This window comes from Nonomuraea sp. NPDC026600 (genome assembly GCF_040638335.1).
In the GTDB taxonomy this organism is placed as follows: domain Bacteria; phylum Actinomycetota; class Actinomycetes; order Streptosporangiales; family Streptosporangiaceae; genus Nonomuraea.
In genome coordinates this window covers 31,228-44,782 of the sequence record NZ_JBEZYD010000052.1, presented here as the reverse complement: position 1 = coordinate 44,782, position 13,555 = coordinate 31,228, and the positions used below count along the sequence as shown (strand labels likewise).

Here is a 13,555-nt window from a genome sequence, read left to right as displayed (position 1 = left end):
CCAGGAGGTCCAGACCCGGAGGTCCGGCGGGTCGGGGTCGGGTTTGGGGGGTTCGGGCGGTGCCCGCCCGCGTCGCTTTGGGCGCGGGCGGGGCGGGTGTCAGCCGAGTGCTGCGGCGATCTGGATGCGGTCGACGTCGGGGCCGTACGCGGTGGCGTTGCCGAACTCGATCGTGTTGGCGCCGGCCCTGAGGTCGGCGGTCATCACGGTGGTGCGGAAGTTCGACCAGCCCAGCGTGTTGCGGAAGTAGACCCGGGTGGCCGCGCCGCCGTTGACGCTGACGTCGGCGTAGCGGTCCACGATGTTGGAGTTGTAGTTGGTCGCGCCCTCGCCCAGCTCCCCGTTGGCGTACGTGATCACCACGCGGTAGCGCCCGGCGGCCGGGGCGTTGACGCCGGTGAACCGTAAGATGTTGGCGGCGCCCTTGCCGATGTAGCCGACGTACGAGCCGCCGGACGCGGCGCTGTTGGCGCCGACCGCGGCCGTGCCGCCCCGGACGTTCGCACCGCTCTCGGCCTCGTAGGCGGTGACGGTGCCGGTGGTGGCCGTCACGTCCAGGTAGTCGAGGTTGACGGCGTCGCGGTCGTCGGTGGTGAAGGCGTGCACGCCGATCCGGTTGACGCCGGCCTGCAGGAACACCTTGGTCGTCACCGTGTTCCAGGTGTTCCAGTCGGCGGTTCCCGGCAGGGTGAGGTCGGTCAGCGCGGTGCCGTTGAGCACCAGGCGGGCGGCCCGGTTCTGCGGCGCGCCGGTGTACGGGCCCGCCGAGTAACGCAGGCCCAGGTTGTAGTAGCCGTCGCCGGGCGCGGTCACCACGAACGTGGTCGCGGCGGTGTTGCTGCCGCCGTAGCCCTCGGAGAAGGAGGTGCCGGAGTAGCCGGTGTTGGGGCCGTAGGTGACGCGGGCGGTCCCGCCGAGCGCCGCGTACTCGGCCTGGTAGCGGGTGGCCGGGCCGGCGGGTGTCAGGTCGGTGTTCGGGGTGACGATGAGCTGGTACGCGGCGGCGCCGTTCAGGCCGGTCAGCGGGACGGTGATCTGGCCGCCCGAGACGGTGTAGTCGCCCTCGTGGATCAGGGCCGGGCTCGGAGAGGCGTTGAGGCCGGAGCTGTTCACCCCCCACACCGTCACGTGGACCGAGTTGCCGAGGTAAGAGGCCGAGCCCATGCCCTTGACCACGACGTCGGTGGAGTAGGTGTCGGTCACGTTGAGGGAGCCGCCGAAGATCACCCGGGCCTGCTTCCTGGCCGGGTCCAGGGCGGCCAGCCCTTGGAGGGAGCCGTTCTTGGTGGGCGGGGTGACGGTGACCGTGTGGCCGGTCAACTCGCCGTACCACTTGTAGAGCCACCAGCCGCCGGTCGCCTGGCTGTTCCTGGTGACCAGGTCGTTGAGTGCTCCGGCCGTGGTCCAGTAGGCCAGGCAGGCGTCCACCTTGCTGTTCTCGAACCGGGTCACGTACTGGACCAGGTTGCCGGGCACGCCGAGGTCGCCGGAGAAGCGGGCGTACTCGTTGATCGAGATGGGCCGGGGGCTGATGCCGAGGCTCGTCTCGATGGCCCGGTAGTCGGCGTGGTGGTCGTACCAGCCGGTAAAGAAGTCGTCGCCGAGCTCGTGCCAGGTGGTGACGTCGGGCAGCACGTTGTTGGCCTTGGCGTAGGTGAAGAACGTGCGGTAGTCGGCCGCGCGGTAGGAGGCGAAGTTCGGGCCCGCGATCCGCGCGGCGGGGTCGATCGAGCGGATCTTCTGGTGGACGCGCTTCCAGGCGTCGAGCAGGCCGTTGAGGTTGCCCTGGTACCAGATCTGGTCGGGCTCGTTGAAGGGCACGTACACGTACGAGGTCCGGTTGGGGTCCGCGACGATCTTGCGGGTCATCGTGTCGACCTTGGCCAGATAGTCGTCGATGCCGAGGTTCTCGTACGGCCATTCGCGGTAGATGTCCTGCATGTAGACCTGAATGTCACGGCCGCCGGCGCGCTTGAACATGGGCGCGATCTGGAGCGCGTCGCCGTTGGGGTGCTGGAGGCCGTCGGGCGCCTTCTGCGCGGTGACCTGGGGCTTTAGGGCCGCCAGCATGGTGTCGGTGGGGATCCCGTCGTTGCCCAGGCCGTACAGGAAGCCGGTCGCGCCGTACTTCAGCGGGCCGGTGTCCGAGGCGAGGTCGACAATGAGAGCAGGGGACGCGGCCTGCGCGGGAACGGCGGCGGTGCACAGCAGCGTCGAGACGATGGTCGTGACACCCAGGAGCCGGAGCGATGTCAACGTGAGTACCTCCTGCCGGGAGAGGGGCGGTCATGTGACCGGTCACATGGAGTGTGAGCGGTCACATGCCAAGAGCGGAAGGGTCCTTTGCCGGATTGTTACGTGCCGATTTCAGGCGTGGCGCGGAGGGGCGGTTGATTCGCGCACGATGAGGCGGGGTGGGGTCAGTTCGGTGTCCGGTTGCGGCTGCCCGGTCAGCTCGGCCACCGCCGCCAGGAAGCAGGCCCGGCCCAGCCCGACGAAGTCCATCCGGACGGTGGTCAGCGCGGGGATCCAGAACGCCGAGCCCGGGATGTCGTCGAACCCGACGATGCTCACGTCACCGGGCACGTCCCTGCCCGCGTCATAGAGGGCGCGGCGCACCCCCTGGGCGATGTCGTCGTTGCCGCACAGCACCGCCGTGACCTCCGGGTCGCCGGCCAGGCGCTGCCCGGCCAGGTAGGCGGCGCGGATGTCCCAGCCGGAGCCGATCACCTCGGGGATCTCGGCGCCCGCCCGCGACAGCGCGTCGCACCAGCCGGCCTGCCTGCCGCTGGAGCGCCCCTCGGACGGGATCGCCACGTGGTGCACGGTCCGGTGGCCCAGCGCCAGCAGGTGCTCGGTGGCGTCGGCGGCGGCTCCCCGCTCGTCCAGCGCGATCGCGACCCGGCCCGTGTCGGGCGCCACCGGCTCGGTCGCGGCGATCGCCGGTATGTCCGGCGGCAGCGCCGCCAGCACCGCGGTGCCCGCCGGGTCGAACGCGATGATGATCAGGCCGCCCGCGCTCGGGTCGCTCACGTAGTCGACGGTCTGCTTGACCTCGGCGGGCGAATCCGACTCCACGACCCTGACCCCCACGGCCAGGCCCTCGGTCCGTGCGGCCTCCTCGATGCCCTGCAGCGTGGACGCGTAGCCGTACAGCATCGTGTTGGCGGTCACGACGGTGATACCGGGAGCACGCCCGAGACCGAGCGCCCGCGCGGCCCGGTTGGGGCGGAAGCCCAGCGTCTCGATGGCCGCGAGCACCGCGGCCCTGGTGTCGGGGCGCACTCGGGGCGAGTCGTTGAGCACGCGCGAAACAGTCTGGTACGAGACGCCCGCCGCGGCCGCGACGTCGCGGATGCTGGGCACGGCCCCTCTGCGGGCGCCGGAGCGCGGCTCACGCCGGGGGCTGAAACTCACGATCACATGGTAAGCCGCCCCGAACCACGACTCCGCCGGACTCGACCGCCTGCGGATCGTCTGCCAGACGGACCCACGGCCCGACCACCCGCGAACCGGCAGCCGGACAGGCCGCCGCCCGGTTCCACCGCGCATGAATCGGCGGCCGGACGGACCGCCGTGCTGCCCGGCTCAGGCGCGTGAACAGGCCGCTGAGAACGGTCGGGTGGGTGGCGTGGTGGGCGAGCCGGTGATAGATACCCGTATATACCGGGACAATGGTTCGTGCGAGTAGCCGGCCATACCCGACCGGCGGGCCGGAGTGCGTCACGGGGTGAGCCCGCCGTGCTCGGCAGAGGAAGGAATGCGCATGGACGTGGTGTCGGTCGGCACCGTAACCGACGGCCTGCTGGAGGTGGTGCTGCGCGGGGACATCGACTTCACCAACGCGGCCTGGGTTCGGAAGACCGTAGCCTCCGCCGTGATCGACAAGCGTCCTTCCGTGGTGCGGATCGAGATGGGCGAGGTGGCCTTCCTCGACTCCTCCGGGATCGGCGTGCTCGTGGACGCGATGAAGGCGTCCGCCGAGGTCGAGGCGGCCTTCAGCGTGGGGCATCCCACTCCCCGGGTGTTCGACCAACTGCGCATAACGGGGCTGCTCACCGCGTTCGGCCTGGGCTGAGGGCGGCTGAATACCACCATGGTGTCCACTCGGGGGCGAGGCGCCGATGAGTGAGCCCGACGAAGCCCTTGAACTCCAGTACGACTTCGACTTCGACACGCTCGTCACGGTGCGGCGACTGGTGGAGCGGTATGCCGAGCGGCGCCGTCTCACCGGGCAGGACCTGTACCGGTTCGTGGTCGCGGTCAACGAGATCACCACCAACGCCGTGCGCTACGGCGGCGGGGGCGGGCGGCTGAGCCTGTGGCAGGCCGGCGGCCGGCTCCACTGCCGGGTCACCGACAGCGGACCCGGCCTGCCGCGGCCGTACGAGCACGGCCACCGTCCCGTGCCACCCGGCAGCAGCAGCGGCCGGGGGCTGTGGCTGGCCCGGCAATGGGTCAACCACCTGACCATCGAGAGCGACGCCAACGGCACCACCGTCACCCTGGAGACCGCCGCGCCGCAGCCGGACCACCCCTGAGCAAGATCCTTTAGTGATTGCCGCCCATGAGCGATCGGGACAAGGACGTGGGGATACGCCCCCGGGGTCCGCCGGGCTTGGAATAGACGTTCCTTACCGCAGGGTGTCGTCATGTCGGAACGTGGCGCTGTCCACATCAGTCATCATCTTCGCCTGGCGGCAGGGAGCGCACCCGCGTCGGCGGCGGATCGTCAGCGGCACCGCACCGCTCCAGCGCCTCGAGCACGTTGCTCGGCTGCGTCATGTCGGCGCTGCGCTCCAGGTAAATGAGCTGACGCTGAGTCAGCGTACGCACCGCCAAGCGGCCCGCGTCCTTGATGACCAGGACTGACCCGACCAGTACTACCGCCTGCTCGGTGCCGTCGAGTGCCTGGATCAGCGTCGCCGCGGCCTGTGCCTGCTTGCTGTCGTTCTCGGCCTGTACGCTGTGCAGCGCTCGAAGTTCGGCCGCCCGGCGCAGCTCTTCGGCGATCTCCTTGGCGTCCGAGGACATCGCCAGGTCCGTGGCCTTCAGGCGAAACCGGCGGAACCATGAGCCCTCCAGCGGCTCGGAACGCGGCGTCACCTCCCATCCGAACGCCTCGCCGAACTGCCGCAGCGCCTTCTCCACCGCCGGCGCACTCTCCGCGTCTCCCAGATAGGCGAAGCCCTCCTGCGTGCCCCTGGGCAGCAGCGACTCGCGCAGTGCGTCCAGCACTTCGTCGTCCGGCCCGGCCGGCATCATCTCCACGGCCGGATCCGGCTCCACCGCATCCCGCCTGGCGTCGGCGAGCGCCTGCATGACCAACGCCCGGGAGAACGCGTCCTTCAACGGATCGGATGACGGCCGGTAGCCGAAGAAGGCGAGGAAGGCCCTTTCATACCCGTCGACAGGCTGAGCTCCCAGCCGAGGCCGCACCTCGTCCGGTGCCGGCCCGAGCTCCGATATCCGGCGCTCCGGATTCAGTGCCGCCAGGGCGTGATCCACGTCGGGTGAGGTCGGCAGCCCGATCTGGCGAGTCACATCTCGCGAAATCTTCGCATCGCCCGCCAGGGTCGCGCCTCCGCCCGCGGCACGCGCGTCGAGCCACGCGCGCAGTATGAACCGCCAGCCGCCCGGAGTAATCCGTTCGGCGCCGGTCAGGTCGAAGACCAGCCAGCGCTCACTCTGCTCCAGGCGCGCGCCCAGCAACCGCGCAGCCTCCTTCGCTACACGGTCGTCAACGACCCCGCGCAGCGCTACCACGATTACCTGGGGCCTGGCACGAACCATGGCTCCTCCTTCGCGAATAGCCTGCATTGAGGATACGCAATCCCGCGACAGGACTAGCGATCAGATAACCCATATAAGCTGTTATGTTAGCTATCGACCCCTATTGTCCAACTTGATGCAGAGAAACCATCTAACGACAAGTTCATGCATGCCGTCAGCGACGGCGATCCGGGTGTCGAGCTCGTCTTTCTTCAGGCGGCCCACGGCGAAGTGTTGACGCGGAATCACACAGGCGCGGTCACGCTCGACGTCGGAAACATGGATGTGTTTCACGTCGCCCCCTCTCCTCGACAAATTGCCCAGTTCGCCCGGCAGGGGGCGTGGATGTTCACAGGATCTTTCATCTCCTCGGCGGCTGCCGCGCCGGTTTGTCGGTAGGGCGATCTATTGTCCCGGCCATGACTTCAGCGACGCAGGCGTACACATACGCCGCGCCCTCCTCCCTTGTCGACGGTCGTCTCGGATTGGCGACCTCCGGCGGCCGGGCCCTGTCCGGCCCGGCCGTGGCCCCCTGGTTCTTCAGCGGCGTGGTGACCCAGGCGGCCCCCGCCGCGGCGGGGCTGCTCGGCGTCGCCGATGTGGCGCTGGCCCGCTACCACCAGCCGCAGGCGCGGCCCGGCTGGGTGCGGGACCCGGTGGTGACGTGCAACGGAGACCGGTTGCGGTTCGAGTCGTTCTCGGCCTGTGGCGGGGTGTACGCCCGGCTTGATCTGCTGAACGGCACGCTCGACGGCGAGGTGTTCGACCGGGGCACCACCAACGTCGACGTGAACGCGCCGCTCCGGGAGGCGCTGGCGCGCGTCGGCGCGCGTGACCCGTTGCACCTGGGGGTGGGCCTCGACGAGCTGGTCGTGACCACGATGGACGGCGCGGTGGTGGAGAAGAAGGTGCCGCTGCCCGAACGCTGGTTACGCGGATTCGCCGAGGTGCAGGTCATCGCCTCGGGCATGGACCAGCGCGGTGAGCTGGCCGGCATGGCGGCGGTGCGGTTCCTGCGCGGGCTGCCCAAGAAGGGCACGGTGTGGGTGGCGCAGGCGGGGCGTGAGCTGAAGGTCTCCGACCGTCGGGTTCCGGGCTCGGTCCAGCTCGCCGGCCCCAACCGGCTCGGCACCCTCCTGCCGCTGCTTCGCTTCGCGAAGTCCCTGCGGGTGTACGGCCCGGCCGACGCCGCCTCCAGCGCCTGGGAGCTGGAGCTGCCGGGCATGCGCTACACGCTCACCCTCTCGCCCGAGCGCTGGCGCGGCTTCTCCGGCGAGGGCGCGGTGCTCGACGATCTGGCCACCGACGAGGCCGAGAACGACGCCGACGTGGTGGGCATGCTGCTCAACTTCGAGCCCGAGGTCGAGATCGGCCTGCTGGCCGACCGCGCGGGCATCCCCGCAGACCGGGTGCGGACCGCGCTGACGCAGCTCGGCGTCGCCGGCCGGGTCGGCTACGACCTGTCGGAGGCCGCCCACTTCCACCGTGAGCTGCCCTATGACAAGGACAACGTGATCCTGCTCAACCCGCGGCTGGCCAAGGCGCGCAAGCTCGTCGACGCGGGCGCCGTGCACCTCGAAGGCGAGTCGGCCACCGTCCGCACCTCGGGCGGCGCGCGCCGGGTCTCGCTGGCCGACGGCTCCTGCACCTGCGAGTGGTGGTGGGACCATCGCGGCTCCCGTGGGCCGTGCAAACACGTGCTGGCCGCCCGGATCGTCGCCCGCGCCGCCGTGGAGGTCTCCCGATGACCCTCTGGACGGAGATCTGCGATCTGGTCACTGGCAACCAGGTCACCCGCCTGGCCGACCGGCTGGTCACTCTCACCGAGGAGGAGCGCGCCGAGCTGGGCGGGCGGTTGCCCGGCCTGGTCAAGGAGCTGCGCCGCGCCCTCACCGAGCAGTTGCGCGCCCAGCATCCCGACGACTTCGAGGAGGTGGCCTCCTGGGAGGTCGGCGACCTGCTCGACGAACTGGCCGGCGCGCTGCTGCTGACCGGTGTCGGCGTCATCACCGGCCCGGCGGCCGCCGTGACATGGATGACCAGCCGCGACGTCAACCGCCGCTGGGCCGAGGACCTGGACGTCGCCCAGGTGTGCCGGGTGGCGGCCACCCGCCCCTGGGAGTGGCGTCGCGATGTCGCGGTCCGGCTGGCCCAGCGGTTGCGCCGTCCCGCCGACCGCATCGCGCCGCTGGCCGTGGCGCTGCTGCGCGAGTCCGGCGCCGTGCCGCCCGACCACGACCCGCTGGTGGCCGCCTGGCTGGCCGCGCCAAGCGTGGTCGGTGACCCGCTGACCCCCGTGCTGCTGCCTCGTGTCTTCGCCGCCGACGGCGCGGGCCGCGCCCTCCGTGACGAGCGGCTGGAGCCCCAGCCGACCCGCTGGCTGGCCGCCGCCGCCCGCGAACTGCCCAGGGAGCAGGTGCTCGATGGTTGCGTGAGCCGTTTCCTGCGCGGCGGCGAGGCGCAGGACCTGCGTTTCTTCGTACGGCTGCACACGCTCCTCGACCCCACGCCCGCGGAGTCCGCTCCCCGCCTGCGCGACTACCTGCGGTTGTTGCCGTCGGCTCCGGGCACGGTCGCCGAACTGGCCGCGGGGCAGGTGCGCGGGGCGATGCCGCTGGACCACGCCGACCTGGTCGAGGCGGTCGACGCGTTCACCTTCCGGGACGAGGCCAAGCTCGCCGCCACGGGCCTGCGCTGGCTCGACCAGGCGATCCGGGCCACGCCCGAGGTGGCCGCCGATTTCGTGACCGCGCTGACCACGGCGTACGCGCACAAGTCCTTCGACGTGCGCAACCGCGCGGTCGAGCTGACCCTGAAATACGCCGACCTGTTCGCCGACCACGCCGAGGCGATCCTCGACGGCGTCCGCCACCTCCCCGCCGACCTGGGCGCGAAGCTGGCCGAGCGGTTCGGCGGGGAGGCCCCGGTCGAGGAACTGCTGGCACAGAAGGAGTTCCCGCCGCTGCCCGAATTGCCGGAGACTCGGCGGTTCCCCGAGCCGTCGATCTTCCCCGACCACCAGGAGCGCTGGATCGGTCAGGAGCGCTGGCTGGCGGCCTTCGTCGCCGGGATCGCCGACGACCGGGCGAAACTGCGCCGCACGCTCAAGCCCCACGTCGAGCAGGACCAGCGCTACTGGCGGTCCAGGAAAGCGCGTCTCGACCCCGACGACTGGCAGTCGGCGCTGTCCGCCGAGCTCGTCACCCCCGGCAGTGTGCTTGAGCTACCGCCGATCGAACCGGAGAAGTTCTGGGACAGCGCGAACCACTCCGTAGGAGTGCGCGCCCTCACCCGTGGCGAGGAGCCCGACGCGGAGCCGTCGCCCCGGGGGATCATGATGGGCGGCTTCTTCCGGCCTGGCCGCTATCTCGATGACGACACCCCGCTGCGCGCCTTCTTCATCACCTGGACCAGCGACGACGGCCCGACCGGGGCGGTGGCCCACGAGGGCGACCGGCAGATCCCCTTCGCCGGAGGCCGGATCCACCTGAACGGCTCCCCCACCGACGTCGAGCAGCCGTGGTCTTACGGCGACGACGGACTGCCGGATCACCTCCGTCCGGCGCGGTCGAGGCCCGGCGTCTTGTACGACGACTCCGAGGAGGCCATGCCGTCCTTCATCCTCGACCACGCTTACGAGCGCATGGCCGAGCTCGGCGTGGACCCCGACCGGATCGCGGCGATGCGGGCGGAGAAGCAGGTGCCCCCGCCGAACCCGGGCGAGCCGCTCGTACAGGTGACCGTCGTCTTCGTCCCGCCCCGGCTGCGTTCCTTCATGCCCGAGGCGCTGCCCGAGCACGACGAGTGGCGGCGGCGCAACCAGCTGCCCCACCCCCATCACGTCTCCCCGCCCCACGACTTCCTGCTGCACCGCTACGCGGAACTCGCCGAGGCCCTCCGCGACGGCGCCCTGCCGCCGGTGCTGCTGGCCACCCCGACCTGGATGAGCGGCCACCTCGACCCCGACGTACTGATCGACCGGCTGGAGACCTGCGCTGCCGCCCGCGTGGAGCCGCCCCCGGCCGACCTGGCGCAGGCGCTGCTGCGGCTGCCCCGGGGCGGCCACCCGGCCGCGGCCGACCGGGCCGCCAAGGTCGACTCGGCGGCGGCGCGCTCGGCCGCCCACTGGCTCGCCGGTGACGGCATGGCCGACCCCGAGTGCGGCCACGTGTGGCGCCACATGGTCGACGCGTCCATGGTCGAGTTCGGTGACGGCGAACCGGAACACTTCACCCAGGTCAGGCTGCAGCCCGTGCTGCGGGTGACGGCCCCGAGCGGGCATCGGCTGATCGACGAGGTGCTGCTGCGCCAGCCGTTCGACTGGACGACCGACGAGTTCGGCGGCACGCTCAGGGCGTGGCCCGCCATGTTGCCCTCGCACCGCGAGGTCGTGGCCGTCAACTTCCTGCCCTTCCTGCTGCGCGGCCACTGGGGCGCGGGGGGGATGGTTCCGGCGGACATCACCGGCCTGGAGATCGCCCAGGGCCCGATGGGCGAGTCCACGGCGGTGATCCTCGCCTTCCTCCTGGCCGACAGCATGCCCAGCATGATCCCGCTGGTCCTGAGCATGGCCGCCAGGGGCGAGCTGCCCGCCGAGGCGATCGGCCGCCAGCTCGCGCTGGTACTGCGCCGCACCTGGCAGGAGACCCGCCCCGCCATCGCGGCCTTGACCGAGCTGGCCGACGCCGGCGGCCACCAGGAGGTGTGGCGCATCCTGCGCGCCCTGCTGCCCGGGATGCTGCCGCGAGAGGGGCAGCGCATCACCGTCACCCACTCCGAACTCGTCGCCTTCGCCGCCGACGTGGCACGCTGGACCGGCGCGCGCGGGGAGATCCCGATCGTCGGCGAGTTCGCGCGGAGCCGCCGGACGATCCGCTTCGTCCACGAGTGCAAGCGCCTGCACGCCCAGCTCACCGGAGCCACGTCATGACCTCTGACGACATCCGTACCGAGATCAGGAATCTCGTGCTCAACCACGACGCCGAGGGTCTGGCGTTGCGGTTGCCGAAGCTCACCGACGCCGAGCGGGGCGCCGTCGCCGCCGAGTTGCCGAGCCTGCTCGCCGAGCTCCGCGAGAGCCCGCTGCCAGCCGCCACCGCCAGCTGGACCACCGACGATCAGGTCAGCGGCTCGTCCGAGGTGCTGATGATGGTCGGCGCGGCGACCATTCCCGGCCCGGCAGGGGTGGCCACCTGGCTGATGAAGCGCGACCTCAATCCCCGCTGGTCCGGCGCGCCGAGCCCGCACCGGCTGGTGAAGGCGGTCTCCGGCCGCCCGGTGGCCTGGCGTGCCGATCTGGCGGCACGGCTCGCGCGCCGCATCCGCCGTCCCGACGACCGGATCGTACCGCTGGCCTTGGAACTGCTGCGCGACGGCGAGGCCACCCCACCCGACCACGAGCCGCTGGTGACGGCCTGGCTGTCGGCGGTGGGCGTGGCCAAGGACCCGCTGACGCCCCACCTGCTTCCGAAGATCTTCGAGGCGGCCGGCGCGGGCCGGGCGCTGGTCAACGAGACGCTCACCCCGAAGCCGTCCCGCTGGCTGGCCCTGACCGCCCGCACGCTGCCGCGCGAGCAGATCATCACCGGCTGCGTGCGCCGTTTCCTGCTCGGCGGCGACGCGCAGGACCTGCGTTTCTTCGTCCGGCTGCACACGCTCGTGGCGCCCGCACCAGAGGAGTCGGCCGGGCGGCTGCGCGACTACCTGCGTCTGCTGCCCACCGCGCCGGGCCCGGTAGCCGAGCTGGCCTGGCAGCAGGTGCGCCAGGCGCGGCTCGACCCGGCGGACGTCGCCGAGGCCATCGAGGCGATGACCTTCCGCCAAGAGGCCAAGCTCGCCGTGAAGGGCCTGACCTGGCTCGACCGCGACCTCGGCCAGCACCCGGAACGTGTGGCCGACCACGTCACCGCGCTGACCAACGCGTTCACGCACGCCTCTCACGAGGTGCGCGACCGCGCGGTCACCCTCACCCTCAAGCACGCCGACCACCTCACCGACCCCGCCCCGATCCTGGAGGCGGCCGAACTGCTGCCCCCAGCCTCAGCCCGGCAGCTCTTCGAGCGCTTCATCGAAGGCTGGACCAGCGACTTCACCTCCGGCCGCCGGCCCGAGGCCACCGTCCCCGGCCCGTTCCCCACCTCCGGCCTGGAGAGCGGCCCGCCGGAGGAGATCGGCTGGATCGACGTCGAGGCGTGGCTGGCGGCGGTCACGCGGGAGGCACATACGAACCCGGACTCCCTGACGGAAACGCTGGCCCGGCGGTTCGGCGAACACCTGCGGCCGGTGCTCTACGACGCGCCGACGTGGCAGTCCCCGCGTGACTGGTGCACCGCGCTGGCCAGGGAACTCGTCAACCCCGGCGAAGATCCGGGGCCGCCCGCATCCCGTCCGCCGAGGCAGCGCCCGTCGTACCGGAGGACGTTCTCCGAGGAGCAGCGGGCCGACGCGGGGCACGCCTTCCCCGGCCTGTCCGGCGATCTCGGGCAGGCCCTGTACGACGGCATGGTGAACCTCGCGGCCACGGCCTTCGAGCTGTTCCCCGGCCTCCGCACGATCGTCCCGCTCCACGAGATGCCCGGCTACGTACAGGAGGACATTCTGCGGACGACCGACGTCCAGACCGACCTCTACGACCCGAAGGCGCGACCGGCGCCCGCCCCCTGGAACCGCCTCCCCCACTTGCGGGAGTGCGCTCGCCCCCACGCCTTCCTCCTGTCCCGCCTCGACGAACTCCTGCGCGCGGCGAAGGCCGGAGCCCTGCCCCCGGTCCTGCTGGCCACCCCCACCCGCGCCGACGGCCACCTCGACCCCGAGACCTTGCTCAACCGCCTGGCCGTGTGCGCGGGCTCCGGCTGCGAACCGCTCCCGCTGGACGTGGAACAGGCCCTGTTACGCCTCCCGCCCAATCCCGCCCCCGACCTGGCCGAACGCGCGAAGGGCATCGGCTCGGCGGCCGCCGCGGTGGTGGCCCGCTGGTTCGAGCGCGGCGCGCCCCCACCTCCGGAGGTGGAGCTGACCTGGACCCTCGACCTCGGCTCCCGCGTCGTGCCCTACGACGACCAGGTCCTCGACCAGCGCGGCATCGCCAATGTGAGCTGGCGACCCGTGGAGCCCACCGGTCTCGCCCACCTCGACGCCCTGCTGACCACGCCCGAGATGCGCCCGTTCCGGCGTGTGTCACGTCCCTTCTGGCCCGGCATGATGCCCCACCACCGGGAGCTCGCGGCGGCTCATCTGGCGATCGGCCTGATCGACCGTTTCGACCCGCCCGACATCGCGATCGACGACCTCCGCGACCTGACCCTGGCCGAAGGCGCGTCCGGCCCGGCGACGGCCCTGGTCCTGGCCTACTTCCTCACCATGGAGGGCGACGAAGCGGTGCCCCCACTGCTTCAGCTGGCGGCCAAGGGCGCGCTCCCCGCCGCCGAGACGGGCCGCCTGCTGGGCCTGTTCGGCCGGCGCACCCGCTACGAGGCCGGCCCCGCGTTGCCCTCACTGGAGCTGGCCGCCAAGCAGGGCGCGCACGCCGAGGTATGGACGATCTTGCGCCACTTCCTGGCCGTCTTCCTCCCGAGACAGGGCGAGCGGGCCCAGCGTCCGCAGACCGACGCCGTCGTGCTGGCCACCGGCATCGCCACGTGGGCCGGCGCGCGGGGCGAGATCCCCGAGGTGGCCGCCCACGCGAAGAAGCGCGGTTCGACCTCGCTGACCCGGGCCTGCCGAAGCCTCCACCAGTTCCTGACCCGGGAGTCCTGATCGACTCAGCCGGGACGACCGCCGACTG

Annotated in this window: 9 protein-coding genes; 6 read left to right on the top strand and 3 right to left on the bottom strand. The window is 71.5% G+C overall.

What is annotated here, in order from left to right:
* Nucleotides 1-99 precede the first annotated feature (99 nt).
* Together AB0F17_RS59290 and AB0F17_RS59285 are read right to left on the bottom strand one after the other, a co-directional pair.
* Nucleotides 100-2,256: a CBM35 domain-containing protein gene (locus AB0F17_RS59290; RefSeq protein ID WP_358044054.1), complete on the bottom strand. Its 2,157-nt coding sequence runs from the start codon at nt 2,254-2,256 to the stop codon at nt 100-102.
* A 111-nt stretch (nt 2,257-2,367) separates the two neighbouring features.
* Nucleotides 2,368-3,417: a LacI family DNA-binding transcriptional regulator gene (locus tag AB0F17_RS59285; protein ID WP_358044051.1), complete on the bottom strand. Its 1,050-nt coding sequence runs from the start codon at nt 3,415-3,417 to the stop codon at nt 2,368-2,370.
* Nucleotides 3,418-3,766: 349 nt separating this feature from the next.
* On the opposite strand from AB0F17_RS59285, the gene AB0F17_RS59280 reads away from it, so the two are divergent.
* On the top strand, nt 3,767-4,078 hold the full coding sequence (locus tag AB0F17_RS59280) for an STAS domain-containing protein (protein WP_358044048.1): 312 nt from the start codon (nt 3,767-3,769) through the stop codon (nt 4,076-4,078).
* Between the two features lie 46 nt (nt 4,079-4,124).
* Nucleotides 4,125-4,541: an ATP-binding protein gene (locus AB0F17_RS59275; protein ID WP_358044045.1), complete on the top strand. Its 417-nt coding sequence runs from the start codon at nt 4,125-4,127 to the stop codon at nt 4,539-4,541.
* A gap of 136 nt (nt 4,542-4,677) precedes the next feature.
* On the opposite strand, the gene AB0F17_RS59270 is transcribed toward AB0F17_RS59275, so the two are convergent.
* Complete coding sequence (locus tag AB0F17_RS59270) at nt 4,678-5,766, bottom strand: hypothetical protein (RefSeq protein ID WP_358044042.1); 1,089 nt, start codon at nt 5,764-5,766, stop codon at nt 4,678-4,680.
* Between the two features lie 171 nt (nt 5,767-5,937).
* Between AB0F17_RS59270 and AB0F17_RS59265 the strand changes: the two genes are divergently transcribed.
* From AB0F17_RS59265 to AB0F17_RS59250, 4 genes are read left to right on the top strand one after another with little or no spacing between them, the layout of a single operon-like run.
* Nucleotides 5,938-6,171, top strand: coding sequence for a hypothetical protein (locus tag AB0F17_RS59265; protein ID WP_358044039.1), 234 nt, complete (start codon nt 5,938-5,940; stop codon nt 6,169-6,171).
* A 20-nt stretch (nt 6,172-6,191) separates the two neighbouring features.
* Nucleotides 6,192-7,520, top strand: a complete 1,329-nt coding sequence (locus tag AB0F17_RS59260) for an SWIM zinc finger family protein (protein ID WP_358044036.1) — start codon at nt 6,192-6,194, stop codon at nt 7,518-7,520.
* On the top strand, nt 7,517-10,702 hold the full coding sequence (locus AB0F17_RS59255; RefSeq protein ID WP_358044033.1) for a hypothetical protein: 3,186 nt from the start codon (nt 7,517-7,519) through the stop codon (nt 10,700-10,702). The genes AB0F17_RS59260 and AB0F17_RS59255 overlap by 4 nt, the downstream gene beginning before the upstream one ends.
* Nucleotides 10,699-13,527: a hypothetical protein gene (locus AB0F17_RS59250; RefSeq protein WP_358044030.1), complete on the top strand. Its 2,829-nt coding sequence runs from the start codon at nt 10,699-10,701 to the stop codon at nt 13,525-13,527. Before AB0F17_RS59255 ends, AB0F17_RS59250 begins: the two co-directional genes overlap by 4 nt.
* The last annotated feature ends 28 nt before the right edge of the window (nt 13,528-13,555 follow it).